Annotated in this window: 28 protein-coding genes; 20 read left to right on the forward strand and 8 right to left on the reverse strand. The window is 66.5% G+C overall.

The window, feature by feature from the left end; translation table 11 throughout:
- Positions 1–52: 52 nt before the first annotated feature.
- Complete coding sequence (locus tag D6M19_RS29700; protein ID WP_164478761.1) at positions 53–568, reverse strand: DUF2505 domain-containing protein; 516 nt, start codon at positions 566–568, stop codon at positions 53–55.
- Positions 569–588: 20 nt separating this feature from the next.
- Complete coding sequence (locus D6M19_RS29705; RefSeq protein ID WP_123028874.1) at positions 589–1,098, reverse strand: DUF2505 domain-containing protein; 510 nt, start codon at positions 1,096–1,098, stop codon at positions 589–591.
- Positions 1,099–1,124: 26 nt separating this feature from the next.
- On the opposite strand from D6M19_RS29705, the gene D6M19_RS29710 reads away from it, so the two are divergent.
- Together D6M19_RS29710 and D6M19_RS29715 are read left to right on the forward strand one after the other, a co-directional pair.
- A complete protein-coding gene (locus D6M19_RS29710) occupies positions 1,125–2,186 on the forward strand; it encodes a UDP-N-acetylmuramate dehydrogenase (protein WP_123028875.1) in 1,062 nt (353 codons plus the stop codon).
- Between the two features lie 15 nt (positions 2,187–2,201).
- On the forward strand, positions 2,202–3,491 hold the full coding sequence (locus D6M19_RS29715) for a L,D-transpeptidase (protein WP_123028876.1): 1,290 nt from the start codon (positions 2,202–2,204) through the stop codon (positions 3,489–3,491).
- A 4-nt stretch (positions 3,492–3,495) separates the two neighbouring features.
- Here the strand turns inward: D6M19_RS29715 and D6M19_RS29720 are convergent, their stop codons facing one another.
- Entirely contained in the window at positions 3,496–4,617 is a 1,122-nt protein-coding gene (locus D6M19_RS29720; protein WP_123028877.1) for a PE-PPE domain-containing protein, read from the reverse strand.
- Positions 4,618–4,680: 63 nt separating this feature from the next.
- The gene (locus D6M19_RS29725; RefSeq protein ID WP_123028878.1) at positions 4,681–5,427 is read right to left on the reverse strand and encodes an SDR family oxidoreductase; all 747 of its coding nucleotides are present in this window, start codon (positions 5,425–5,427) and stop codon (positions 4,681–4,683) included.
- Between the two features lie 280 nt (positions 5,428–5,707).
- Here D6M19_RS29725 and D6M19_RS29730 point away from each other — a divergent pair, with 280 nt between their 5' ends.
- The 7 genes from D6M19_RS29730 (at position 5,708) to regX (ending at position 12,265) form a co-directional block, all read left to right on the forward strand.
- The gene (locus D6M19_RS29730; RefSeq protein ID WP_123028879.1) at positions 5,708–6,994 is read left to right on the forward strand and encodes an ROK family protein; all 1,287 of its coding nucleotides are present in this window, start codon (positions 5,708–5,710) and stop codon (positions 6,992–6,994) included.
- A 245-nt stretch (positions 6,995–7,239) separates the two neighbouring features.
- Positions 7,240–7,614, forward strand: coding sequence for a hypothetical protein (locus D6M19_RS29735; RefSeq protein WP_123028880.1), 375 nt, complete (start codon positions 7,240–7,242; stop codon positions 7,612–7,614).
- Positions 7,615–7,624: 10 nt separating this feature from the next.
- Positions 7,625–8,971 (forward strand): D-inositol-3-phosphate glycosyltransferase, encoded by a 1,347-nt coding sequence (mshA, locus tag D6M19_RS29740; RefSeq protein WP_123028881.1) that lies wholly within the window; start codon positions 7,625–7,627, stop codon positions 8,969–8,971.
- Positions 8,968–9,474, forward strand: a complete 507-nt coding sequence (locus tag D6M19_RS29745) for a type III secretion system chaperone family protein (protein WP_123028882.1) — start codon at positions 8,968–8,970, stop codon at positions 9,472–9,474. Before mshA ends, D6M19_RS29745 begins: the two co-directional genes overlap by 4 nt.
- A 25-nt stretch (positions 9,475–9,499) precedes the next feature.
- Positions 9,500–10,249, forward strand: a complete 750-nt coding sequence (locus D6M19_RS29750) for a phosphoglyceromutase (RefSeq protein ID WP_123028883.1) — start codon at positions 9,500–9,502, stop codon at positions 10,247–10,249.
- A 130-nt stretch (positions 10,250–10,379) separates the two neighbouring features.
- Complete coding sequence (locus tag D6M19_RS29755) at positions 10,380–11,561, forward strand: sensor histidine kinase (RefSeq protein WP_123028884.1); 1,182 nt, start codon at positions 10,380–10,382, stop codon at positions 11,559–11,561.
- Positions 11,562–11,578: 17 nt separating this feature from the next.
- Positions 11,579–12,265, forward strand: a complete 687-nt coding sequence (regX, locus tag D6M19_RS29760) for a two-component sensory transduction protein RegX (protein ID WP_123028885.1) — start codon at positions 11,579–11,581, stop codon at positions 12,263–12,265.
- Positions 12,266–12,282: 17 nt separating this feature from the next.
- Here the strand turns inward: regX and D6M19_RS29765 are convergent, their stop codons facing one another.
- From D6M19_RS29765 to D6M19_RS29780, 4 genes are read right to left on the reverse strand one after another with little or no spacing between them, the layout of a single operon-like run.
- Complete coding sequence (locus tag D6M19_RS29765; protein WP_123028886.1) at positions 12,283–13,059, reverse strand: DUF3109 family protein; 777 nt, start codon at positions 13,057–13,059, stop codon at positions 12,283–12,285.
- Between the two features lie 37 nt (positions 13,060–13,096).
- On the reverse strand, positions 13,097–14,644 hold the full coding sequence (locus D6M19_RS29770; protein ID WP_123028887.1) for a tripartite tricarboxylate transporter permease: 1,548 nt from the start codon (positions 14,642–14,644) through the stop codon (positions 13,097–13,099).
- A complete protein-coding gene (locus D6M19_RS29775; protein ID WP_123028888.1) occupies positions 14,644–15,156 on the reverse strand; it encodes a tripartite tricarboxylate transporter TctB family protein in 513 nt (170 codons plus the stop codon). The genes D6M19_RS29770 and D6M19_RS29775 overlap by 1 nt, the downstream gene beginning before the upstream one ends.
- Complete coding sequence (locus D6M19_RS29780; RefSeq protein WP_123028889.1) at positions 15,156–16,175, reverse strand: Bug family tripartite tricarboxylate transporter substrate binding protein; 1,020 nt, start codon at positions 16,173–16,175, stop codon at positions 15,156–15,158. Before D6M19_RS29780 ends, D6M19_RS29775 begins: the two co-directional genes overlap by 1 nt.
- A 132-nt stretch (positions 16,176–16,307) precedes the next feature.
- On the opposite strand from D6M19_RS29780, the gene D6M19_RS29785 reads away from it, so the two are divergent.
- From D6M19_RS29785 to D6M19_RS29835, 11 genes are all read left to right on the forward strand, one after another.
- Positions 16,308–16,982: a GntR family transcriptional regulator gene (locus tag D6M19_RS29785; RefSeq protein ID WP_206428674.1), complete on the forward strand. Its 675-nt coding sequence runs from the start codon at positions 16,308–16,310 to the stop codon at positions 16,980–16,982.
- Positions 16,983–17,000: 18 nt separating this feature from the next.
- On the forward strand, positions 17,001–18,518 hold the full coding sequence (locus D6M19_RS29790) for an MmgE/PrpD family protein (protein WP_123028891.1): 1,518 nt from the start codon (positions 17,001–17,003) through the stop codon (positions 18,516–18,518).
- Between the two features lie 11 nt (positions 18,519–18,529).
- The gene (gene prpB / locus D6M19_RS29795) at positions 18,530–19,429 is read left to right on the forward strand and encodes a methylisocitrate lyase (protein ID WP_123028892.1); all 900 of its coding nucleotides are present in this window, start codon (positions 18,530–18,532) and stop codon (positions 19,427–19,429) included.
- 67 nt (positions 19,430–19,496) lie between these two features.
- Positions 19,497–20,498, forward strand: coding sequence for a Ppx/GppA family phosphatase (locus D6M19_RS29800; RefSeq protein ID WP_164478762.1), 1,002 nt, complete (start codon positions 19,497–19,499; stop codon positions 20,496–20,498).
- On the forward strand, positions 20,495–21,556 hold the full coding sequence (locus D6M19_RS29805; protein ID WP_123028893.1) for an Rv0497 family membrane protein: 1,062 nt from the start codon (positions 20,495–20,497) through the stop codon (positions 21,554–21,556). The genes D6M19_RS29800 and D6M19_RS29805 overlap by 4 nt, the downstream gene beginning before the upstream one ends.
- 16 nt (positions 21,557–21,572) lie before the next feature.
- Complete coding sequence (locus D6M19_RS29810; protein WP_123028894.1) at positions 21,573–22,430, forward strand: sugar phosphate isomerase/epimerase family protein; 858 nt, start codon at positions 21,573–21,575, stop codon at positions 22,428–22,430.
- Positions 22,431–22,476: 46 nt separating this feature from the next.
- Positions 22,477–23,340 carry a thioesterase family protein gene (locus D6M19_RS29815; RefSeq protein WP_123028895.1) on the forward strand — a complete coding sequence of 288 codons (864 nt, stop codon included), beginning with the start codon at positions 22,477–22,479 and terminating at the stop codon, positions 23,338–23,340.
- 29 nt (positions 23,341–23,369) lie between these two features.
- On the forward strand, positions 23,370–24,242 hold the full coding sequence (gene proC / locus D6M19_RS29820) for a pyrroline-5-carboxylate reductase (protein WP_123028896.1): 873 nt from the start codon (positions 23,370–23,372) through the stop codon (positions 24,240–24,242).
- 139 nt (positions 24,243–24,381) lie between these two features.
- Positions 24,382–24,642 (forward strand): helix-turn-helix domain-containing protein, encoded by a 261-nt coding sequence (locus D6M19_RS29825; RefSeq protein WP_123028897.1) that lies wholly within the window; start codon positions 24,382–24,384, stop codon positions 24,640–24,642.
- A gap of 203 nt (positions 24,643–24,845) precedes the next feature.
- A complete protein-coding gene (locus tag D6M19_RS29830) occupies positions 24,846–24,947 on the forward strand; it encodes a 30S ribosomal protein bS22 (protein WP_003402602.1) in 102 nt (33 codons plus the stop codon).
- Positions 24,948–24,977: 30 nt separating this feature from the next.
- Entirely contained in the window at positions 24,978–26,075 is a 1,098-nt protein-coding gene (locus D6M19_RS29835; protein WP_123028898.1) for an SDR family oxidoreductase, read from the forward strand.
- Positions 26,076–26,107: the final 32 nt, after the last annotated feature.

Genomic DNA, 26,107 nt, shown 5'->3' on the forward strand with positions numbered 1-26,107 from the left:
GCGGGCCATTCCTTCCCGTACCCGAGACGGCGCCGCTCGGCCCCTGCAACGTTCAGTGGTGCTTGGCGATCCAGTCGGCGGTGAACGCCTCTTCGGCATCGAAGAGCGCCTTGATGTGGTGAAGGATCAGATCCTCGAGGGCCCCGCCGATGAGTGGGATATACACCTTGCAGACGCTGACGAGCCGCAGCTCGCAGCCCGATTCGGTCTCGGTGAGCAGGTATTTGCCGTCGAAGTGTCCCGGCCCGTGCGGGATGCTCGCGCGGTATGTGCCGTTGCCCTGTTTGGAGGCGTGGTCGTACGGGTCGAAATGCTGCTCGCGGGTGATGATCATGTCGACGGGCACCACGCTGCGCGCGATCGGCGGCAGGTACGTGCGCGGCAGATTCTGCTTGAAGACGACATCGGTGCCCGACCCGTCCGACGTGAACGTCGTGATCTCGGACTGCGGGGTCAAAAACCGGTATGCGTCCATCAGGGTTTCCCAGTAGGCGCGGCTGGTGAAGTCGGAGTAGATCTTCTCGGCAGGCGCGCCGAAGTCGATCGTGTAATCCATCCGGCGCGCCATCACCCCACGTTACCGGCGGGTTAAGGGTTGTCTTTGATCCACGCCGTGGTGAATCGCTGCTCCGCAATGAACAAGCCGACGAGTTGGCTGCCGATGAAGTTCTCCATCTTGCCGCCGACGAGCGGGATCCGTACCTCGACGGAGGCGGTGAACTGCATCCGTGAACCCCCATTGTCGGTGGGCCCCAGCACGGCCGTGCCCGTCAGCGACACGGGTGCGCCCGGGATGGTGCCGGTCACCGCTGCCGTCGCGCTGCCGTCTCTGATCGGGCTCCACGCCTCTTTGCGCACGATGGCCAGATCACCGGAATGGAACTGCGTCGCCACGCCGGGCAGCCGGTCGCGACGAAGCACCTGTGTGGTGACGACGTCGATGCCGCCCCTGCCGTCGACCTCCATCGATTCCAGCGTCACCGTGTCGGCGCCGGAATCGGCCAGCCGCGCCAGCCAATAGGATTGATCACGCAATGCCCGGTGGACCTGTTCGACGCTGCCCTCGTACTCGGCGGCCATGTCGAATGAACGCGGCATAGCTGGCCAGGCTACCGTTACGGCCCGTGGTCACATCGCGCCTACGTGGTGTACCTGTCGTCGAGCAGGTGCCGCTCGCCCCGCTGACCACCCTGCGCATCGGCCCGATAGCGCGCCGCCTGATCACCTGCGAGACCACCGAGGCGGTCATCGCCGTCATTCGCGCCCTTGACGCGGACTGCGACGAACGGGCGCTGGTGCTGGCTGGCGGCTCCAATGTGGTGCTGCCCGACGAGATGCCCGACCTGACCGTCGTGCGGCTGGCCAATGCCGGCATCCACGTCGAAGGCGACATCCTGCGGGCGGAGGCCGGTGCGGTGTGGGACGACGTCGTCGTCACCGCACTCGAACACGGCCTCGGCGGTCTCGAGTGCCTTTCTGGCATTCCCGGCTCGGCTGGCGCGACCCCCGTGCAGAACGTCGGTGCATACGGGGCGGAGGTCTCCGAAACGATCCGACGGGTCCGGCTGCTGGACCGGGCCACCGGAGAGGACCGCTGGGTCGGCGGCGAAGAGCTCGGATTCGGTTATCGGACAAGCATTCTCAAACACTCCGATGCCGCGATCGCCCTTGAGGTCGAGTTCGCCCTGCACTCCGACGGCCGCAGTGCGCCGCTGCGCTACGGCGAGCTGACGACGGCTCTCGGCGCCGCGCCCGGCGCCCGCACCGATCCGGCCGCGGTGCGCGACGCCGTGCTGGCCTTGCGCAAACGCAAGGGCATGGTGCTCGACGAGGCCGACCATGACACCTGGAGCGTCGGCTCGTTCTTCACCAACCCGGTCGTCACGCCCGCGGTCTTCGACCGGATCCAGGGCCGCTCGGAGGCGCCCGTGCCGAACTACCCGGCCCCGAACGGGATCAAGCTGGCTGCGGGCTGGCTGGTCGAGCAGGCCGGCTTCCACAAGGGTTATCCGGCCAAAGACGCGCCGGCCCGGCTGTCCACCAAGCACGCGCTGGCCATCACAAACCGCGGAAAAGCGACCGCGGCAGACGTGATTGCCCTGGCCAGACTGGTCCGCGACGGTGTCGAGGCCGAATTCGGGATCGAACTCACACCCGAGCCGATTCTGGTTGGAGCCGCTCTCTAGGTATCTTTGGAACACGTGACCCCAGCCAATCCGTTGCCGCCGATTTCTCGGCGCAGGGCCTTGACCGCACTTGCGGTCGGGGTGGTTGCTCCGGGCGTGCTCGCCGCGTGCGCGGGGAAGTCGAAAGCGCCGTCCGAGGCCGCCGAGGCTCCGTCCGCGCCGTCGCTGACCTACAGTCCGGCGAACGCCGCCTCCGACGTGGTGCCGACGTCGTCGGTGCGCGTCGATGTTCGCGACGGCTGGTTCCAGCGGATCGCGCTGACCAATGCCGAAGGCAAGGCCGTTGCGGGCGCGATCAATCGCGAGCGCACCGCCTTCACCGTCACCGAACCGCTCGGCTACGGCGTCGACTACACGTGGGCGGGCTCGGTGGTGGGCCGCGACGGGAAAGCTGTCCCGGTGGAGGGCAGCTTCACCACCGTCAACCCGACGACGAAGGTCAACGGCCAGTTCCAGCTCGCCGACGGCCAGGTCGTCGGCGTCGCGGTGCCGGTGATCCTGCAGTTCGACGCCTCGATCGCCGACGAGGACAAGGTCACCGTCGAGAAGGCGCTCAAGGTGACCACCGAGCCGCCGGTGGAGGGCAGCTGGGCGTGGCTGCCCGACGAGGTCGGCGGATCGCGGGTGCACTACCGGACCAAGGACTACTACCCGGCGGGCGCCACGGTGAACGTCGAGGCCAAGCTCTACGGCGTGAAGTTCGGTGACGACGCGTTCGGCGGCCAGGACATCTCGCTGAACTTCGCGATCGGACGCCGCCAGGTCGTCAAGGCCGAAGCCAGCTCGCACCGCATCCAGGTGATCACCGACGAGGGCGTCATCATGGACTTCCCGTGCAGCTACGGCGAAGGTGACCTGCCTCGCAACATCACTCGCAGCGGGGTGCACGTGGTGAGCGAGAAGTACGAAGACTTCTACATGACCAACCCGGCGGCCGGCTACAGCAACGTGCACGAGCGCTTCGCCGTGCGCATCTCCAACAACGGCGAGTTCATCCACTGCAATCCCAATAGCATTGGGGCCCAAGGCAATACCAACGTCACAAACGGCTGCATCAACCTCAACCTGGAGAACGCCCAGCAGTACTTCAACAGTGCCATCTACGGCGACCCGGTCGAGGTGACGGGAACCTCGATCGAGCTGTCCTACGCCGACGGCGACATCTGGGACTGGGCGGTGCCGTGGGACGAGTGGGTGACGATGTCGGCGTTGTCGTCGCAGGCTCCGCCGACCGGCATTCCGAGCACCGCACCCGCCACCCCGACGGATGCGCCGCAGCCGGTCAACGGTCGCCCCGGCGGCTAGATCGCTACTGCTGGTCGGCCCGGTTGGCCTGGGTGGCCTTTGGCCTCAACTTGTCGGTGATCTTCTTGATCGTGGCACTGACCTTCTTGACAGCATCGCGCACCGGCCTGTTCGGTTTCTCGGCCACCGACCCGGTTGGGCTGGGGTCGGCGACCGGGTTGCCTTCGTCGTCCTGGTAGTGGATGGTCGTCGTGCCCACGTGGCGGGTACCGCCGGGCTCACCGCCGTCGTAGCCGGCGTCCACGATCGGTCGCAACGCGTTGTCGAGTTGATCGACGAGCTTGTTGACGGCCACGTCGCCCTGATCGTCGGCGAGCGATGTGCCGAAGTCTCGAATCGGGCGGGTGATCGGCAGGTTCGTCTGCTTGATCAAGTTGTGCTGGTAATAGGCCTCCGCCTGGTCGGCTACCTGTCCGTCATCGGAGACTTGGTACCACTCGTCGGTGTTGCTCACGACGCGGCCCTCCGCGTAGGCATCGTCAAGGAGATCCTTGCGATAGCTGGGATGGTCGTAGATCGCGCCCATCGCCGCGTTGGCCCACGACACCGGGTTCAGGTTGTCGGGCGAATCGGCGATCAGGTCGTACTCGATGACGACCGTCACATATCCGCCCTGGCCGGGAGTGTGTGTCACCGGCGTGTATCCCGGGATGTTGATGTTCCACCGATCCAGCTTGGACAGGAAGCCGCCGTCGGGGTTGGTGGGGTCGCCGAAGGTGAGAACGGTGATCTTCGTGGGGTCGAGGCCGCCGTCGATAAGCGCCTGCTTGGTCTCGGCCATCACCACCGCACCCTGGCTGACGCCGACGAGGTAGACGCGATCGCCGTCCTGGTAGTCGCTCTGGATCCGCTCGACGGCTGACTGCACCCCTTCGGCCACCGAGTCGTCGAGGGGCTTCTCGCCGATCATGGGCGCGAGGTCGCGAGGGTACTGAATCGTGAACGCAGGGGGGAGGTGGCCCTGGCCCAGAAAGTCCTCCCACTCGGTTTCGGAGGTGTGCGACGGCTGCCCGGACGCCCGAGTTCCTGCGGCGTAGTAGTAGCGGTCTGCCGCGTCAGCCGGGATCGCGAACGCCACAGCCGTGGTTGCGGTCGCGGCTATCGCGGTGGCAAGAGTTCGTTTCACACGATGATTCTGGCTCGAACGTCGCCGCGGTGCGCGCGTAACGAGCTACTCCACCCAAATTTGCTACCGGCGGTTGAACCGGGATGCGCTTGCCTGGTCGCGCGGCCGGATCACGATGGTGTCGAGATTGACGTGCGACGGCCGCGACGCGACGAAGCCGATCACCTCGGCGACATCCTCGGCCACCAGCGGCGTCACCCCCCTGTAGACGGCGTCGGCCCGTTCCTCGTCGCCTTCGAAACGGCGCAGCGAGAAGTCTGTCTGGACCATGCCCGGCGCAATCTCGGTGAGCCGCACAGGTTTTCCCAATAGCTCGCCGCGCAATGTGCGATGAAGCGCGCCCTGGGCATGTTTGGCAGACGTGTAGCCGGAGCCGTTGTCGTAGGTCTCGATCGCCGCGATCGACGTCACGGTGACGATCAGGCCGTCACCGGAGTCGATGAGCTTGGGCAGCAGCGCGCGGGTCATTCGCAGCGTGCCGAGCACGTTGGCTTCCCACATCCACCGCCAGTGGTCGATGTCGGCCTCGAGCACGGGCTCGAGACCGCGGGCGCCGCCCGCGTTGTTGACCAGCACGTCGACCCTGTCCAGGCTGTCGGTCAGCGCCTCGACGGCATCCCCGTCGGTGACGTCCGCGACGACGGCGGTGCCACCGATCTCCGCGGCCAGCTTCTCGATGGGCTCCTTGCGGCGCGCCACGCACACGACGTGGAAGCCCTGGGCGGCAAGCGTTCTGGCGGTCGCTTCACCAATGCCCGCGCTGGCGCCGGTGACCACCGCGACCCGGCGGTCGGAATCGGGTGTTGTCATGCGACCAACTCTACGAAATCGGGTCGTCGCCTTCTCGTGTGCGGTCGCACCCGACGGCACCTCCCTGGATAGTGGCCGACGTCACTGGGCGGACGGCTAGTTGGCTGTGCTAAGTTCACGGCGTGACCCGCAGTAGTCAGGCAATCGGCGCACGCCGCGCGCGTTGTTGTTGTCGCCGCGCAAACCGCCGCGCCTGACCCGAGTCCGGACATCTCGCTTGTCCTTTTGAGTCGCCAGGTGTGGCACAGCCCCACCAGCCGACTACTTCCGAGGACATCCCGTGCGCACCACCACCGTTCTTCGCCAAGCTCCCACCGCCCACACCAAGCGCGCCCTCTCCACCGCAAGCGGGAGGTACCCGCAGTCGCGGCGAGTGATTGCACCCTCACTGAAGCTGGCCGACGCCGCGGCCGCCTCGGTGTTCAACGCCGCCAGGTCGCGTGGCCCAATTGCCCGTGACGTCATCGCAAAGGTCACCCAGCTGTCGATCGCCACGGTGAACCGTCAGGTCACCGCGCTGCTCGATGCGGGTGTGCTGAGGGAACGCGCCGACCTCGCGGTTTCCGGCGCGATCGGCAGGCCTCGGGTACCGGTCGAGGTCAACCACGAACCGTTCCTGACGCTGGGCATCCACATTGGCGCGCGGACCACGATCATCGTGGCCACCGACCTGTTCGGCCGCACGCTCGACGTCGTTGAGACGCCGACGCCGCGCGGCGCGCAGGCCGCCGCTCTCACCTCGCTGGCGGGTAGCGCGCGTCGCTACCTGAGTCGCTGGCACCGGCGCCGCGCGCTGTGGGTCGGCGTCACCTCCGGTGGCGTCATCGACAGCTCGACCGGCTATCTCGACCACCCACGGCTTGGCTGGGTCGACGCGCCCGTCGGGCCTGTCGTCGCCGAAACCATCGGCCTGCCGGTGTCGGTCGCGTCGCACGTCGACGCCATGGCGGGTGCCGAGCTGCTGCTGGGTACGCGCCGGGTGTCGCATCCCGCCACGAGCCTGTACGTGTATGCCCGCGAAACCGTCGGCTTTGCGCTGTCGATCGGCGGCAAGGTCCATTCGCCTGCCAGCGGCCCAGGAACCATCGCGGGCCTACCCGCCCAATCGGATCTGCTCGGCGGGACCGGCCAGCTGGAGTCGACGGTCAGCGACGAGGCGGTGCTCATCGCCGCGCGCAAGCAGCGGGTGATCCCTGCAGAGGGTCCGTCGTCGACGATGACGGCCGTGCTGCGGGCGGCCAGGCAGGGCAACGAGCAGGCGCGTGCACTGCTGACCGAGCGGGCGCGGGTGCTGGGGGAGGCCGTTGCGCTGTTGCGCGACATGCTCAACCCGGACGACCTGGTCGTCGGCGGTCAGGCGTTCACCGAGTATCCGGAGGGCATGAGCGTGGTCGAGGATGCGTATCGGCAGCGCTCTGTGCTGCCCGCGCGCGATATTCGGGTGACCTCGTTCGGCAACCGGGTGCAGGAGGCGGGTGCGGGAGTGGTGTCGCTTGGCGGCATCTACGCCGATCCGATCGGCGCGATGCGGCGCGCGCTGGCCCGCAGGCCGGAAGCGACCGCCTGACGCCGCGTCTCCGGACCGCGTGACGCCCGGTCTCCGATCGCCTAACGGCCGGTCTCCGATCGCCGGACGGCCGGGACACACGCCGCGGTGCCCGCGTCTGGGCGACAATGTCGTTCGAACTAAGACCTGCTAACCGCTGGCGACACTGTCGCCCAAAGGTGGGCAGCTCGAGACCATCCACAGCCAGCCGTTTGATGTGGGCTGAACCGACATTTGTTGTCGGTGTGAGCTGACACGGTCCGATCATGTCCACGAGACGGCGGCTGCGCGGCTACGAACTGCGTTGCGTGCTCACCCTGCACCTGTTTCAACACGGCAAAGCCACTGTCGCTGACCTGGTCGACATGCTCGACCACCACAGGTTCGAAGTCGCCGGGCGAGCGTCGAAGGCGGTGTCCGACGCGCTGCGATGCGAGATCGCCCACGGCAGAGTCCGGCGGTTGAGACGCGGCCGGTATGGGCCCGCGTCGATGCCGCGGGCGACTGAATATCGGATTCATCAGCGGGCACTGGCCCTGCGGGAGGAGGCGGCCGCGCTGCATGCTCAGTCCGACGAAGCGTTCTGGGATGCGCTGTTCGGACTCGATCTCGGCGACGACCCGTCTCTGAGCACGGTGTAGACATGTGTGTGTGCGTCTAGCGACGGATCAGCCCCGGTCGAATGTCGCCGCCATCGCGGCTCCGAGGCGAGTCGCCGTCCTTTCGGTGCACACCTCCCCGCTTGCGCAGCCCGGCACCGGCGATGCCGGCGGCATGAACGTCTACGTCCTGCAGAGCGCGCTGCAGATGGCCCGCCGGGGCGTCGAGGTGGAGATATTCACCAGGGCCACCTCGTCGGCCGATCAGCCGACGGTGCGGGTGGCGCCCGGGGTGCTGGTGCGCAACGTCGTCGCCGGTCCGTTCGAGGGCTTGGACAAATACGATCTGCCGACACAGCTGTGCGCGTTCACCGCGGGTGTGCTTCGAGCCGAAGCCACCCACGAGCCGGGCTACTACGACGTCGTGCACTCGCACTACTGGCTGTCGGGACAGGTCGGCTGGCTGGCGCGCGATCGGTGGGCGGTGCCGCTGGTGCACACCGCGCACACCCTCGCCGCGGTCAAGAACGCATCGCTGGCCAACGGCGACGCGCCGGAACCGCCGCTGCGCGCGATCGGTGAACAGCAGGTCGTCGACGAAGCGGACCGGCTGATCGTCAACACCGAACACGAAGCGCAGCAACTGGTTTCGCTTCACCATGCTGACCCGGACCGCATCGACGTCGTCCATCCAGGGGTGGATCTGGACACCTTCACGCCTGGCGACAAGCACGCGGCGCGGGAGGTTCTCGGGCTGGCGCGCGACGAGCTCATCCTGGCCTTTGTCGGACGCATCCAGCCGCTCAAGGCGCCCGACGTGCTGCTGCGCGCGGCCGCCCGGCTCACCGAAAAGTTTCCCCAGCTGCGGGTGCTGGTGGCAGGCGGACCGTCCGGAACGGGCCTGGCGGCGCCCGACACACTGGTTCGGCTGGCCGGGGAACTGGGTATCGCCGACCGGGTGACGTTCCTGCCTCCGCAGTCGCGAGAACAACTCGTCAACGTGTACCGCGCCGCCGACCTGGTCGCGGTGCCGAGCTACTCCGAATCGTTCGGCCTCGTCGCCGTCGAAGCGCAGGCGTGTGGCACGCCGGTGGTGGCCGCGGCCGTAGGCGGCCTGCCGGTCGCGGTGCGCGACGGAGTCACCGGCACACTGGTCGCAAGCCACGAGGTCGACGACTGGGTGCACGCGATCGCCGATCTGGTGCAGCGCGGACCCGACACGATGCGCACCGCCGCCGTCGAGCACGCCGCGACGTTCTCCTGGGCGCACACCGTCGACGGGCTGCTGGCCAGCTACGGGCGGGCGATCAGCGACTACCGCGCACGCCATCAACCCCGAGAGTTGAGCACGCGCCGGGTGGGACGCCGGTTCTCGATGCGACGAGGTGTGCGGGCGTGACACCGGCCCAGCAGGTCATCGAGGACGCCTGCAAGGAGAACGGCCTGGTCTTCACCCGCCACGAAGGCGCGCACGGCGGGCTGCCGGGCATCATCGTCGAACTGCCCGGTGAGCGGCGGCTGAAGACCAACACGATCCTGTCCATCGGCGAGCATTCGGTGCGCGTCGAGGCGTTCGTCTGCAGAAAACCCGACGAGAACCACGAGGGCGTGTACCGCTTCCTGCTCAAGCGCAACCGCAGGCTCTACGGGGTCGCCTACACCCTCGACAACGTCGGCGACATCTATCTGGTCGGTCGGATGGCGTTGCACTCGGTGACGCCCGACGAGATCGACCGCGTGCTGGGTCAGGTGCTCGAGGCCGTCGACAGTGACTTCAACACGTTGCTGGAGTTGGGCTTTCGCACCTCGATCCAGAAAGAGTGGGAGTGGCGGGTTTCGCGTGGTGAATCCCTGCAGAATCTGCAGGCGTTCCAGCATCTGATCGACGACGGCGACGGCTGACGCGCGCCGGGATAGGCTGCCCATCATGGGAGATTCCACGCTGATCCTTCTGCGCCACGGCGAAAGTGAATGGAACGCGCTGAACCTGTTCACCGGTTGGGTGGACGTCGACCTCACCGAAAAGGGCAGAGGAGAAGCCGTCCGTGCAGGCGAACTGATCAAGGAGCTGGAAACCCAGCCCGACGTTCTGTACACGTCCCTGCTGCGGCGGGCGATCACCACCGCGAATCTGGCGCTGGACAAGGCGGACAGGCATTGGATACCCGTGCACCGCGACTGGCGGCTCAACGAACGTCACTACGGGGCACTGCAGGGCCTGAACAAGGCCGAGACCAAGGAGCGCTACGGCGAAGAGCAGTTCATGGCCTGGCGGCGCAGCTATGACACCCCGCCGCCGCCGATCGAGTCGGGCAGCGAATTCAGCCAGGACGACGATCCGCGCTACGCCGACATCGCGGGCGGCCCGCCGAAGACCGAGTGCCTCAAGGACGTCGTCACGCGGTTCGTGCCGTATTTCACCGAAACGATCGTGCCCGACCTGCAGGCGGGCAAGACCGTGCTGATCGCCGCGCACGGAAATTCGCTCCGTGCGCTGGTCAAGTACCTCGACAAGATGTCCGACGATGACGTGGTCGGGCTGAACATCCCGACCGGCATCCCGCTGCGCTACGACCTCGACGGCGATCTGCGCCCGAAGGTCGCCGGTGGCACCTACCTGGACCCCGAGGCCGCCGCCGCGGGAGCGGCCGCAGTGGCGAGCCAGGGAGCGAAGTAGCCCACCGGGCGGCTGCTTTGGGCAAACACTGGATGAACGCCAACCGAACACATGCGCTTGGTGATGTGACATGTCCCGTTTTAGCCGCACGCTGCTGGGATGACGTTCACCAGTTACGTACCATTTGCTCGTGAGTGTGGTATCCGCACTGCTGCTGGCGGCAGTCGTGGCCCTGCTCGCTCTGGTGATCGGGGTGGCGGTCGGAGCGGGCATGGCCCCCAGGATCGTCGAGCGCAGGCAGCGGCGGGCGACCGAGGAGTCGGGAATCACCGTCTCGGAGATGCTTGCCCACATCGTGTCGCTGTCACCGGTGGGCATCGTCGTGGTCGACACCTACCGTGACGTCGTCTACACCAACGACCGGGCCAGGGAACTGGGCCTGGTGCGCGACCGTCTGCTCGACGACCGCGCCTGGCTGGCGGCGCAGCGGACCCTGACCACCGGCGACGACGTCGAGGTCGATCTCTCCCCGCGCAGGCGGGCCCAGCCCGGCAGGTCGGGGCTTTCCGTGCGGGGCCACGTCCGGCTGCTGACCGAGGACGACCGCCGGTTCGCCGTCATGTACGTCGACGACCAGTCCGAGCATGCGCGGATGGAGGCCACCAGACGCGACTTCGTCGCCAACGTCAGCCACGAACTCAAGACGCCGGTCGGGGCGATGGGCGTGCTCGCGGAGGCGCTGCTGGCCTCCGCCGACGACCCGCAGAACGTGCGCAGATTCGCCGAGAAGATGGTCATGGAATCGCAGCGGCTGGCCAACATGGTCGGTGAGCTCATCGAACTGTCAAGGCTGCAAGGGGCCGAGCCGCTGCCCGACCTCGAGGCCGTAGACGTCGATACTGTTGTCGCAGAAGCGCTTTCGAGGTACAAGGTGGTCGCCGACAACGCCGACATCGCCATCACCACCGATGCGCCGACGGGTTACAAAGTGCTCGGCGACCAACCCCTTCTGGTGACCGCGATAGCCAACCTGGTGTCCAACGCGATCGCCTACTCATCCAATGGATCCCCGGTGTCGATCAGCCGCAGGCGCAGGGGCGACAACATCGAGATCGCCGTCACCGATCGGGGAATCGGCATCGCTGCCGCCGATCAGGAGCGGGTTTTCGAGCGGTTCTTCCGCGTCGACAAGGCCAGATCACGGGCAACCGGAGGTACCGGCCTCGGTCTGGCGATCGTCAAACATGTTGCGGCCAATCACAACGGAACCATCCGGCTGTGGAGTCAGCCGGGCACCGGATCGACATTCACTCTGTCGATTCCGGCCTATCCGGATCGCGCGGGCGAGTCGGACGAACGATCTGACCAATGAGAGGAACTGCAACGTCCATGACCAACGTGCTGATCGTCGAGGACGAGGAGTCCCTGGCCGATCCCCTGGCGTTCCTACTGCGCAAGGAGGGTTTCGAGGCCACCGTGGTGACCGATGGGCCTTCGGCCCTCGCCGAATTCGAGCGAGCAGGCGCAGACATCGTGCTGCTCGACCTGATGCTGCCCGGGATGAGCGGGACCGACGTATGCAAACAACTGCGGTCGCGTTCCAGCGTGCCGGTCATCATGGTGACTGCGCGCGACAGCGAGATCGACAAGGTGGTCGGACTGGAACTCGGCGCCGACGACTACGTCACCAAGCCCTACTCGGCGCGTGAGCTGATCGCGCGGATCAGGGCGGTGCTGCGCCGCGGCGCCGACGCCGACGACCCCGCCATCGGCGACGGCGTGCTGGAGGCGGGACCGGTGCGGATGGACGTCGAACGACATGTCGTTTCGGTCAACGGAGAGTCGATTACCCTGCCGCTCAAGGAATTCGACTTGCTCGAGTATCTGATGCGCAACAGCGGACGTGTGCTCACCCGTGGTCAGCTCATCGACCGGGTGTGGGGCGCCGACTACGTCGGCGACACCAAGACGCTCGATGTCCACGTCAAGCGGCTGCGCAGCAAGATCGAGGCCGACCCGGCCAACCCGGTGCACCTGGTGACGGTGCGCGGTCTCGGCTACAAACTGGAGGGCTAGTCGGGAGGCGCAGGCCGCTAGTCGGCGGCCCGGGTGGCGGGATGCACGGCGATCAGCCCTAAGCTGCTGCGCCGCTTGCACATTGCCGCCAGCTCGGCGTACGCCTTCTCGCCGAGAAGTTCGGTCAGCTCGGGGGCATAGGTCTGCCAAACCTGCTTGGCGCCGACATGTGCGTTCGGGTCGCCGGTGCAGTACCAGTGCAAATCGGCACCACCCTCGCCCCAGCCGCGCCGGTCGTACTCGGTGATCCACGTCTTGAGGATCTCTGTATCGTCGGGCAGCTTCACCCACTCCTGGGTACGCCGGATCGGCAGCTGCCAGCACACGTCGGGCTTCATCGTCAGCGGCTCGACACCCAGCTTCAACGCCTTGCTGTGCAGCGCGCATCCGATGCCGCCACCGAAGCCGGGCCGGTTGAGGAAGATGCAGGCACCCTTGTACTTGCGGGTGCGCAGGTTGGGCTTGTCGTCGTAGGAGTCCATCTCGAGATAACCCTTGCGGCCCAAGCCTTTTTCCCGAAACTGCCAATCGTCGTCGGTCAGGGTCTTCACCGCGGCGTCGAGGCGCTTGCGGTCGTCCTTGTCGGACAGGAAGGCGCCGTGCGAGCAGCAGCCGTCATCGGGACGACCTTCCACTGTGCCCTTACACGCCGGCGTGCCGAACACACATGTCCACCGCGACAGCAGCCAAGTCATATCGGCGGCGATCAGATGTTCGGGATTGTCCGGGTCATAGAACTCCACCCATTCGCGCGCGAAATCCAGCTCGACCTCGCCGGGATGTTCTGACGTCACAAGGAACAACGCTACCCCGAACCGCCGGTGATCGCCGTCAAGGCCGGCGCGTGCCCGCCTCGTCGACCAGGTCCTCCTCGGGCACGGTCGCATGCACCTCGCTGTCGGCGCGACGACGTAGCAGGTACCCGCCGACCAGTGCCGCAACCAACGTCAAATAGACGACGATGGTGAACGGTGTGCTGACGAGTGTTGACACGTCTCCGCCTGCGATGTCCAGGGCGCGCCGCAGCTGGACTTCGGCGAGTGGACCGAGAATGGCGCCGACGATCATCGGCGTGATCGGGAAGCCGAACCGGCGCATCAGATAACCGACCATGCCGAGCACGAGCAGCACGACGACGTCGAACGTGGACCCGTTGACCGCGTATGTGCCCAGCAGGGCGAAGGTCATGATCCCTGCGAACAGATACGGCTTCGGAATCTCGAGAATCTTCACCCAGATACCGACGAGTGGCAGATTCAGAAGCAGCAGGATGACGTTGGCGATGATCAGGCTTGCGATTAGCCCCCAGACAAGGGCCGCTTGGCTCTCCAACAGTTGCGGGCCCGGTTGAATCCCGTACTGCTGGAACGCGACCAGGATGACGGCCGCGGTGGCCGACGTCGGTATGCCAAGCGCCAGCAGCGGCACCAGGGTGCCCGCGGCATTGGCGTTGTTGGCGGCCTCGGGTCCGGCCACGCCTTCGATGGCCCCTTCGCCGAACTCCTCCTTGTGCGCCGACAGGCGTCGTTCCATGGCATACGAGAGGAACGTCGGAATCTCCGACCCACCCGCGGGGATGACGCCGAGTGGGAAGCCCACCGCGGTACCGCGCAGCCAGGGGCGCCACGACCGGGACCAGTCCTGTCGGGACATCCACTTGGCCCCCTTTCCCAACGCAAGGAGGTCGAAATGGCTGGAGACCTGATGCGCGGCAACGTAGAGCACTTCGCCCATCGCGAACAGCGCAACGATGAGCACGACGGTGTCGATGCCGTCGAGCAGCGCGACCTGTCCGAAGGCCAGCCGCTGCTGCCCGCTCTGGAAGTCGATGCCGACGAGGCCGATGGCCAGACCGAGGCCCATCGAGATCATGCCGCGCAACGGCGAAGATCCCACGAGTGCGCTCACCGACAGAAAAGCGACCACCATCAGTGCGAAATAGTCAGGTGCCCCGAGCTTTACGGCCACGCTGACCATCCAGGGGGCGAAGAACGCCAGCAATACGGTCGCAATGGTTCCCGCGACGAACGATCCGATGGCGGCCGTCGCCAGCGCGGCCGCGCCGCGCCCCTTCCTGGCCATCTTGTTGCCGTCGATCGCGGTGATCACCGACCCGGATTCGCCGGGGGTCTTCAGCAGGATCGACGTCGTGGAACCGCCGTACATGGCGCCGTAGTAGATGCCCGCGAACATGATGAAGGCCAACTCCGGCTCCATGCCGTACGTCATCGGCAACAGCAGCGCGATGGTCAATGCGGGCCCGATGCCGGGCAGCACGCCGATGAGGGTGCCGACCACTGTGCCAATGAGCGCGAACAACAGCGCCTGCGGTGTGATCGCAACGGAAAGCCCGTGCAGCAGCCCCTCGATACCCGACATCAGAATCCTAAAATTCCCGCAGGCAGCGGGATGTCGAGCAGTCGTGTGAAGGACAGGTAGACGACGAGCGAGAGCGCGACGGCGATGATGGCGGTGCGGATGATGTGTCTGGCGCCGACGGCCCATGCGGTGAGCCAGAAGACGATCGAGCTGACGATGAGGTAGCCGAGTGGCTCAACGGCTGCGATGAAGACTCCTACCGCGGCCACGCAAATGGCAAGCGGCACCCATCGCGTGTTGCGCACATCGACATCGCCTTCGGACTCGTCGGGCTCGCCGAGCCTGCCGCGCGCCACTTGCACAACGAGTGCGAGCGAAAGGGCGATGAGCAGGACGCCGACCACCTTCGGCATGAATCCCGCGCCAACCCCGGAAGCCGACGTCGACGCCGCCTGGTTGAGTCCGTCGAGCAGGACCACGACGCCGATTCCGAGCAGCGCCAGCGACACCACCCAGTCGCCCCACGGAATCGGCCTGTGCGTCGACGCGACGTCGGCCGACTCTGCGGTCATTAACCCGCCTTCTTGGCCAGTCCGAGTTCGTCGAGAACCGTTTGTACGCGCGTGTTTTCCTCTTTCAACCAAGTGCCGAACTCGTCACCGGCGAGGAAGTTGTCGTTCCAGCCGTTCTTCTTGACCGCATCCGTCCACGCCGACGAATCGTGCATGCGCTTCATCGCCTCGACGTACTGCGTGGTCAGGTCATCGCTGATACCGGTCGGCGCCATGATCGACCGCCAGTTCTGGAACTCGAGCGTCGGATCGATCTGGGTCGCCGTCTGCGCGAAGCTCGTCCCTTCGACCTGTTGCGCCGACGAGATCAACAGACCCTTGAGGTTGCCGTTCTTGATCTGCTCGGCGAATTCGTTGAGCCCGGCCACGCCCGCTTTCACCTTGCCGCCGAGCAGCGCCGTCGTCGCCTCGCCGCCGCCGCTGTAGGGGACGTAGTTCACATCAGCCGGCTTGACCCCGTAGTGCTGAGCCAGCAAGCCGATGAAGATCTGGTCGGCGCTGCCTGCCGAACCGCCGGCAATCGGAACGGATTTGGGGTCGGCCTTGATGGCGGCGAAAAGTTCGTCGGCGTTGTTGAACGGCACATCCTTCGGGACGACGATCACCTCGTATTCGCCGACGACACGAGCGATCGGGGTTAGGTCGTCGAGCGTCACGTCGGTGCCGTTGGTGATGATTCCACTCATCATCGCCAGCCCAGAGGCGATCAGCAGGTCGGCCTTGCCCGTCTGCGGTGCGACCTGTGCCAGCGCGACCGTCCCCGAGGCGCCCGGCACGTTCTTGACGTCCGCGCTGCGGGCCAGGTTGTCCGACGTCAGGGCTTCCTGCACGGCGCGTGCCGTTTGGTCCCATCCACTGCCTGGGGCGGCGGGCGCGATGATCTCGACGCGCGACAGCGGCTTGAAGTCACCTCCGCCATCACCTCCGGAACCGCCGCCACTGGTGCCACTGTTGCCGCTGCACGCGGCCAGAGCGAGTCCGGCGGCGACGATGGCCGCAACAAGACGTGGGGTTCGCATCGGGGGCCTCCCGGGGGCTGACGACGGTGTCGAATAGATCGAACGTATACACAATGGACACTTCGACGCAATGGCTTCGACAAACACCGCAGTCACTGAAGTTTGCTATCGGCGTATGTATACACTGGCTCGGTGCCATCGAAGCCTTTGAGCGCGGCGGCCCGTGCCTATGAACAACTGCGGTCGGAGATCCTCGACGGCGTACTCGGTCCGGGGAGCACGCTGTTCGAGGTCGAACAGTCTGAGCGTCTCGGGGTGTCGCGCACTCCAGTTCGCGAGGCGTTCGGGCGACTCGTCGCCGAAGGTCTGCTCGACGACAGGCGCGGCCGCGGCCTGGTCGTCACCGACGTCTCCGACGACGACGTCGACGCGCTGTACGAGATGCGAACCTGCTTGGAGGCGCAAGCGGCCCGACTGGCCGCCCGGGCCGCCGACGGCGACGTCTTTGCCCGCTACGCGAGCGACTTCCGCGCATGGAATGCCACGTTGCTCGACCCCGACGTATCCGATGAACAGGTCGGCGAGTACTACGCGCTGATCCGCCGCTTCGATCAGGCGGTCGATGCCGCCGCGGGCAATCCGTATCTCCTCGATGCACTCGAGACGTTGCGCGCACACATCGCCCGAGTCCGGCGCAAGGCGGGGGCGTCACCGGTGAGGCTGGCTGCGTCGGCCCTCGAGCACGCGCTCATCGCGTCGGCGATCGCCGACCAAGATGCCGCGCTGGCCGTGCACGCAACCCACGTCCATCTACACAACAGCCTCGAGCACTTCCGCCACGACTACACCGGACTCGGCTCCACCTGACAGAAAGGCATCGCCGTCATGCAGAACCATCGTGTCCGGGTCCACCGCAGCGAGGAGGGCCTCCCGAGGGAAGGGCAGCTCGCCTGGGCGATAGCGCAGGTGGCGACCGATCCCGTGGACGTGAGCGACGAGGTCGCGGACATGATCGTCAACCGGATGATCGACAATGCGGGCGTCGCGGCCGCCGCGGTGGGGCGCAGCGCGCCATCCGCGGCCAGGGAACAGGCCCTCGCGCACCCACCAAGCTCGGGGGGCGTCGGCGCCACCGTCTTCGGTCTCGACGCCGACCGCAGGACGAGTCCCGAGTGGGCGGCATTCGCAAACGGAGTTGCCGTGCGCGAGTTAGACTTTCACGACACTTTCCTGGCGGCCGACTATTCACACCCGGGCGACAACATCCCGCCGATCGCGGCTGTCGCCCAACATGTGGGCGCCGACGGGCACTCGCTGGTGCGCGGTATCGCAACGGGCTATGAGATACAGATCGATCTGGTTCGATCGATCAGCCTGCACAAGCACAAGATCGACCACGTCGCGCACCTCGGCCCGTCGGCGGTGGCAGGCATCGGAACGCTGCTGGGTCTGCCGCCGGAGGTCATCTTCCAGGCGATCGGTCAGGCGCTTCACACCACCACGTCCACCCGACAGTCACGCAAGGGCGAGATCTCGTCGTGGAAGGCCTATGCACCCGCATTCGCGGGCAAGGTCGCCGTCGAGGCGGTCGACAGGGCGATGCGGGGGCAGACCAGCCCGTCGCCGATCTACGAAGGCGAAGACGGCGTGATCGCCTGGCTACTCGACGGGCCTGGGGCCCATTACGACGTACCGCTGCCCGAGCCCGGCGAGCAGAAGACGGCGATACTGAGCAGCTATACGAAGCAACACTCGGCAGAGTACCAGGCACAGGCGTGGATTGACCTGGCCAGCAAGCTGTTTCGCGAACATCCGGCGGTCGCCGATCCAGAGCAGGTGCGTAGCGTCGTCATCCATACGTCACACCACACCCACAATGTGATCGGGTCGGGTGCGGCTGATCCGCAGAAGTACGATCCAGCGGCGTCCAGGGAGACCCTCGACCATTCGCTCCCGTACATCTTCGCGGTGGCCTTGCAGGACGGAGCCTGGCACCACGAAGCGTCGTATACGCGCGAGCGCGCAACACGCGGGGACACCGTCGCGCTCTGGCGCAAGGTGTCCACCGTCGAAGACGACGGATGGACGCAGCGCTACCACGCGGCCGGGGCCGATCAGTCATATGGCGGCCGCGTGGTGATCACCATGGAGGACGGCAGTGAGATCGTCGACGAGATCGGTGTCGCCGACGCACATCCCGGCGGTGCCCGACCGTTTGCCAGGGACGCGTATGTGGAGAAGTTCCTCAGCCTTGCAGTGCCCGTGCTTGGCGAAGAAGAATCCGACCGCTTTCTGGCGCTCGCGATGCGGCTGCCGGAACTCAAGCCAAAAGAGGTGCAGGAGTTGACGTTCAATGTACTGCCAGGTGTCCTGCCGCCGACTGGACCACACGGGATCTTCTGACGGAGGCCGAGATGCTCTACGCGACGAAAACACCTGCGGCGAAGCGGGTTGCGCTCCGTGAACGTCTCGCCGCGGGTGGCCTGCTGCAATTTCCCGGGGCGTTCAATCCGTTGTCCGCCAAATTGATTGCGCGAAGCGGTTTCGACGGTGTCTACGTCTCTGGCGCCGTGCTGAGCGCCGATCTGGGATTGCCGGACATCGGGCTGACCACCCTGACCGAGGTCGCCACCCGCAACCGCCAGATCGCGCGGGTGACAGAACTACCGGTGCTTGCCGATGCGGACACCGGTTTCGGTGAGCCGATGAACGTCGCGCGTACCGTGCAGGATCTCGAGGACTCCGGGTTGGCGGCACTGCACATCGAGGACCAGGTCAACCCCAAACGCTGCGGCCACCTCGACGGGAAGCAGGTCGTCGACGAAGCCACTGCCGCACAACGCATCCGTGCGGCGGTCGACGCCAGGCGCGACCCGAACATGGTGATCATCGCGCGCACCGACATCCGGGCCGTCGACGGGCTGGGCGCGACGATCGAGCGCGCCAAGTGCCTCGTCGACGCCGGTGCGGACGCCATCTTCCCCGAGGCGCTCGAGTCATTGTCGGAGTTCGCGGCGGTCCGATCGGCAGTCAGCGTCCCGCTGATGGCCAACATGACCGAGTTCGGCAAGGGTGAGCTGTTCACCGCGGCCCAGCTGGGCGACGTGGGCGTGAACGTGGTGATCTGGCCGGTCTCGTTGCTGCGGATGGCGATGGGTGCCGCTCAACGAGCTCTCGACACACTGGCGAAGGAGGGGTCGTTGATCTCCCAGCTGGATCAGATGCAGCATCGGCGTGACCTGTATGAGCTCGTCGAATACGAGAGCTACAACAGATTCGACGAGTCCGTGTTCAACTTCCGGGTTGCCGATTGAAACGGTGTGCTACGCCACACCGCGGTGCGGTCGCGAAGATCGCTGTCAGACCCGTTAGGTTGAGTGCGTGCGACTGGGTGTGCTTGACGTGGGCAGCAACACCGTCCATCTGTTGGTGGTGGACGCTCGCCGCGGCGGCCATCCGACACCGATGAGCTCCACCAAGGCGTCGCTGCGGCTGGCCGAGGCCATCGATTCGTCGGGCAAGTTGACCCGCAAGGGCGCCGACAAGCTGATCGACACCATCGACGAGTTCGCCAAGATCGCCGCGAGTTCGGGCTGTGTGGAGTTGATGGCGTTCGCCACCTCGGCCGTGCGCGACGCCAAGAACTCAGAGGACGTGTTGGCCCGCGTGCTTGCCGAGACCGGCGTTGTGTTGCAGGTGCTCAGCGGGGTCGACGAATCGCGTCTCACCTTCCTCGCGGTGCGCCGTTGGTATGGCTGGAGCGCGGGCCGCATCATCAACATCGACATCGGCGGCGGCTCGCTCGAGCTGTCCAACGGGGTCGACGAGGAGCCGGAGGTGGCGTTGTCGCTGCCCTTCGGGGCGGGCCGGCTGACCAGGGAGTGGCTGCCCGACGATCCGCCGGGCCGCAGGCGGGTGGGGATGCTGCGCGACTGGCTGGCCACCGAGCTGGCCGACGCGGGAGCCGAGATGCTCAAGGCGGGCGCCCCCGACCTTGCGGTCGCCACTTCGAAGACCTTCCGATCGCTTGCGCGACTCACCGGGGCGGCGCCTTCCGGGGAGGGACCGCGCGTCAAGAGGACACTGACAGCTACCGGCCTTAGGCAGCTCATAGCTTTCATCTCTAGGATGACCGCTGCTGACCGAGCAGAGTTGGAAGGGGTGAGTGCCGAACGGGCGCCACAGATCGTGGCCGGCGCGTTGGTTGCGGAGGCGAGCATGCAAGCGTTGGCGATCGATACCGTGGACATCTGCCCGTGGGCGTTGCGAGAAGGCCTTATTCTGCGGAAACTCGACAGCGAAGCCGACGGAACCGCACTGGTCGAGACATCCGTGCGCGACGCGGACCGAGCCGCCGCCAAGCCCAAAGGCAACACACGATGACAGGACCAGAAGACAGCCACAGCAGCACAAGGCCGATATCGGTCGCGGAGTTGCTGGCAAAGAACGGAACGATCGGAGCACCGCCGGTCGGCGGTCGGCGCCGCCGTCGGCGCGGCAACTCGGACTCCGTCTCGGTGGCCGAGCTGACCGGCGAGATCCCGATCATCGCCGGGGACACGCACACAGAAATCCGGCACACCTCCGCCGATCCGGCCACCGACGAGCTCGAAGAGGTCCGTGACGACTTCACCGGGCCGCTGCCGAGCAATGGCGTCGCCGAGCACGTCGAGGACAGCCAAGAGGCCTCCGAGGTCCCCGAAGTCTTCGACGAGTCTCCTCTGACCCACGAAGAGGCTCCTCTGACCCACGAGGAAGCCGACTACGAAGCGCACATCGAGGAACGCGAAGCCGAGCCGATGTACTTCGAGCCGCCGCCACGTCGGCCGCTGTGGGGCCAGACGGCGCGGCGGTATCCCGGCGGATCCGGCGTCGGCGCAGAGGAGATGAGCCCCGATCCGGTCGATATCGACGACGCCGACGCGGTCGATGCCGTCGCCTCCGATCTGACCAGGCCCGCGATGGCCGCCGCGACCGCGCCCGACACCGAGGACGACGCCGATGCGCTGCCGTCGTATCTGCGCTCGTCGGCGGGGCCGCTGTTCGGCGGCGACACGGTCGCTGACGATATCGCTCGTCGCGGAGGAGGCGGCCGGCTCGGTGACTTCGAGTTCGGCGACGTCGAAGTCGACCACGACGAGGACGAAGAGGATCTCGAGTTCGACGACGAGACGACGACGTCGTCGTTCGCGCGCGGCGCGCTGGTCGTCGGCCAGTGCATCCTGGCGGTGCTGTTCGGCGCGGGCCTGTTCATCGCGTTCGACCAGCTGTGGAAGTGGAACAACATCGTCGCGCTGGTGCTGTCCGTGCTGGTCATTCTCGGTCTGGTGGTCGGCGTTCGGGTGGTTCGCAAGACCGAGGACATCGGCAGCACACTGATCGCGGTTGCGGTCGGGGCGTTGGTCACGCTGGGGCCGCTGGCGCTCCTGCAATCGGGATAGCCGCCTAAGCAGCACCGTGCGCCCCGCCATCAAGGTCGGTCTTTCGACGGCCTCGGTCTATCCGTTGAGGACCGAGGCAGCGTTCGAGTATGCGGCCAAGCTGGGCTACGACGGTGTGGAGCTGATGGTCTGGGCCGAAACGGTCAGCCAGGACATCGAAGCCGTCGAGCAACTCTCGAAGCGCTACTCGATGCCGGTGCTGTCGGTGCACGCGCCGTGCCTGCTGATCTCGCAGCGGGTGTGGGGCGCCAACCCGATTCCGAAGCTGGAACGCAGTGTGCGGGCCGCCGAAGAGCTGGGCGCCCAAACGGTTGTGGTGCATCCGCCGTTTCGTTGGCAGCGCCGCTACGCCGAGGGCTTCTCCGACCAGGTCGCCGAGCTCGAGGCGGGCAGCGACGTGATGGTCGCGGTGGAGAACATGTTCCCGTTCCGCGCCGACCGATTCTTCGGCGCGGGGCAGACGTCGATCGACCGGATGCGCAAGCGGGGCGGCAGGCCGGGCCCCGGCATCTCGGCCTTCGCACCGTCCTACGATCCGCTCGACGGCGGCCACGCGCACTACACGCTCGATCTGTCGCATACCGCGACGGCAGGCACCGATGCGGTCGACATGGCGCAGCGGATGGGCATCGGCGGTCCGGATGGGCTTGTGCATCTGCATTTGTGCGACGGCAGCGGAGCCTCGACCGATGAGCACCTGGTGCCGGGCCAGGGCACCCAGCCGACCGTCGAGGTCTGCGAAATGCTGGCGGGCAGCGACTTCGCGGGCCACGTAATCCTGGAAGTCACCACATCCGGTGCCAGGACGGCCGCCGAGCGCGAAGCCCTTCTCAACGAATCGCTGCAGTTTGCCCGCAAGCATCTGCTGCGTTGACCACGCGGCCGACGTGCGGGGCACCTGAATCTGTGAAAGGACACCCGTGTCTGGATCCACTTTGTTCACCGACGCGATGGCGCTCACGCCTGCGGGCGACGGCGTTTACGACGGTGAGCTGAACGAGCACTGGACGATCGGCCCGAGGGGTTCGGGCCCGAAGGTGCACGGCGGCGCGATGCTGGCGCTGTGTGCGCACGCGGCGCGGCTCGAACATGGCGACGAGAGCGTGTGGCCCGTTGCGATCGCCGGGAACTATCTGTGGGCGCCGGATCCCGGCCCGATGCGGGTCTCGACGACCGTGCGCAAACGCGGCAGGCGGGTCAGCCTGATCGATGTCGAGCTGAGTCAAGCAGTCCAGACCACCGACGGGCGCTCGCGCGAAGAACAGAGGGTGGCGGTACGCGCCTCGGTGACGATGGGCGAGCCGGAACATCATGTCCCGCCGCTGCTTTCGGTTAACCCGGTGGTGCCGCTGATGCCGCCGGAGCCGCCGCCCGGACTGGAGTCGATCGGCCCGGGGCACCCGATGGCCGCTGTCGTGAACCTGGCCCACGGCTGCGACATCCGGCCATCGCTCACCACGTTGGAGCCCCGAACCGACGGCGGGCCGCCCGTGATCGAGTACTGGGTTCGGCCGAAGGGCGTGGCGCCCGACCCCCTGTTCGCGCTGCTGTGCGGCGACGTGTCGGCTCCGGTCACGTTCGGCGTCAACCGATTCGGCTGGGCGCCCACAGTGCAGCTGACGGCCTATCTGCGCACGCTGCCCGCCGACGGCTGGCTGCGCATCATGTGCACGACGGTGCAGATCGGCCAGGATTGGTTCGACGAGGATCACATCGTCGTCGACTGCGAGGGCCACATCGTCGTACAGAGCCGACAGCTCGCCATGGTGCCGCCCCCGCAGTAATCGCTGGCGGCGTCTGCAATGCTTTGACCGTGGCAAGAATCGCGATTATCGGCGGCGGAAGTATCGGCGAAGCGCTGCTGGCCGGGCTCATCCGGGCGGGCAGGCAGCGTAAGGACCTGGTGGTCGCCGAGAAGAGCGCAGAGCGCGCGAAGTACTTATCGGAGACGTACTCGGTGTTGGTCACCTCGGTGGCCGATGCGGCGGAGAACGCCTCGTTCGTCATCGTCGCCGTCAAGCCCAGCGATGTGACGTTGGTCATCGACGAGATCGCCGACGCCGCCGCGCACGCCGAGAGCGACAGCGCCGAGCAGGTTTTCGTCACGGTGGCGGCCGGTGTCACCACCGAGTTCTACGAGTCGAAGCTGCCTGCCGGGGCGCCCGTGATCAGGGTGATGCCCAACGCGCCGGTCGTCGTTGGCGGCGGTGTGAGCGCCCTGGCCCCGGGCCGGTTCGCGACTGCCGAACAACTCAAGGAGGCGTCGGGGATTTTCGACGCGGTCGGCGGCGTGCTGACCGTAGCCGAATCACAGATGGACGCCGTGACGGCGCTGTCGGGATCGGGCCCGGCGTACTTCTTCCTCGTCGTCGAGGCGTTGGTGGACGCGGGCGTCGCGGCGGGCCTGACGCGGCCGGTGGCCACCGATCTGGTCGCCCAAACCATGGCGGGATCGGCCGCGATGTTGCTCGAACGTCTCGATACCGCACAATCGGCCAGTGACTCGGCGACGGGCACCGGAATGGATACCACGGCGGCTGCGCTGCGCGCCACGGTCACGTCTCCGGGCGGCACAACCGCCGCTGGTCTGCGAGAACTCGAAAGGGGCGGCGTCCGGGCGGCCATGGCCGACGCCGTTGAGGCCGCAAAAGCCCGATCTTCCCAGCTCGGAATCACATCCAGGTAATTCAACGAATTTCAATCGATTAGCCCACACCCGTCGCAATAACCCCAATAACCCCGCTATTCTCCTCGTGTAAGCGCGGGGTCGTACCCAGCGGTGGGGAAGCCGCTGGAACAGCCCGTGCCTGAAGGATTGGGTTGCGATGACGTCTATGAACGGGCCATCGGGGCGGGATTCGGCGAGCGGGAAGCATGCACGAAATGACGCGGTTCCCGACCAGCCGCCGCGTGCTCAATTTCTCACGGTGGCGGAAGTGGCGAGCCTCATGCGGGTCAGCAAGATGACCGTCTACCGCCTGGTGCACAACGGTGAGCTGCCCGCGGTGCGGGTCGGCCGCTCGTTTCGTGTGCACGCCAAGGCGGTCCACGACCTGCTGGAGACGTCGTATTTCGACGCCGGGTGACGATCAAGCGGGGCGAGCCGCATCCGCGCTTCACCGCGAGCGCTCACCGTTGTACGGTCTCGGACCGCAAAACCGTACGAGGATGAGCGCTCGGCGCCCGCCAGCCGTCTGCGGTTTTCGCTCCGCAACACCTGCCCGGTAAAGTGTGCGGGTCGAGCCAAGTGGCGCGTAAGCACGTCTAAAACATCTAGGTAGCGGAGTTCATGGGTTCAGTCATCAAGAAGCGGCGTAAGCGCATGTCGAAGAAGAAGCATCGCAAGCTGCTTCGTCGCACCCGGGTGCAGCGCAGAAAACTCGGCAAGTAGTTTCGGCGCTGCGTCGATAGGCTGACCTGGATGGATCCTCAAGACCGCTCCGGGGGCCGTAACCCGGGGCAGAACGATGAGACCCCGCACCACCCCAAGGTCGTGCTGGTCACTGGTGCCTGTCGTTTTCTGGGTGGATACCTGACGGCTCGGCTCGCGCAGAACCAGTCGATCGACCACGTCATCGCCGTCGACGCGATCGCGCCGAGCAAGGATCTGCTGCGCCGGATGGGCCGCGCGGAGTTCGTCCGCGCCGACATCCGCAACCCGTTCATCGCGAAGGTCATCCGCAACGGCGACGTCGATACCGTGGTGCACGCCGCGGCGGCGTCCTACGCGCCACGCTCCGGCGGCAAGGCGGCGTTGAAGGAACTCAACGTGATGGGCGCCATCCAGCTCTTCGCGGCATGCCAGAAGGCGCCGTCGGTGCGCAGGGTCGTCCTCAAGTCGACGTCCGAGGTGTACGGGTCGAGCGCACACGATCCCGTGCTCTTCACCGAGGACTCCAGCAGCAGGCGACCCCCCGGCGAGGGCTTCGCCCGCGACAGCAGCGACATCGAGGGCTATGCCCGCGGCCTTGCGCGACGCAGACCCGACATCACGCTGACGATACTGCGGCTGGCCAACATGATCGGCCCTGCGATGGACACGGCGCTGTCGCGGTATCTGGCGGGTCCTGTGGTGCCGACCATCGCCGGCCGCGACGCCCGGCTGCAGCTGCTGCACGAGCAGGACGCACTCGGCGCGTTGGAGCGCGCGACCATGGCAGGCAAAGCGGGCACGTTCAACGTGGGTGCCTCGGGAATCATCATGATGTCTCAGGCGATTCGGCGCGCGGGCCGCGTCCCCATGCCGCTGCCGCGGTTTGCGCTGGCCGCGGTGGATTCGCTGGTGCGCGCAACTCGCTACACTGAGTTGGATCGCGAGCAGTTGGACTACATGAGCTACGGCCGAGTCATGGACACCACGCGCATGCGCAATGAATTAGGCTATAGCCCGAGGTGGTCCACGGCGGAAGCTTTTGACGATTACGTACGTGGTCGTGGAATGACTCCGATCATTGATCCGCGATGGGTACGCTCAATGGAGAGTCGCGCCGTATCGGCGGCGCAACGTTGGGGACGTTGAACACAGGCTCGAAATCGGGTGGGGAGAAGGTA

The sequence above is a fragment of the Mycolicibacterium stellerae genome (assembly GCF_003719305.1).
GTDB classification, from domain to species: domain Bacteria; phylum Actinomycetota; class Actinomycetes; order Mycobacteriales; family Mycobacteriaceae; genus Mycobacterium; species Mycobacterium stellerae.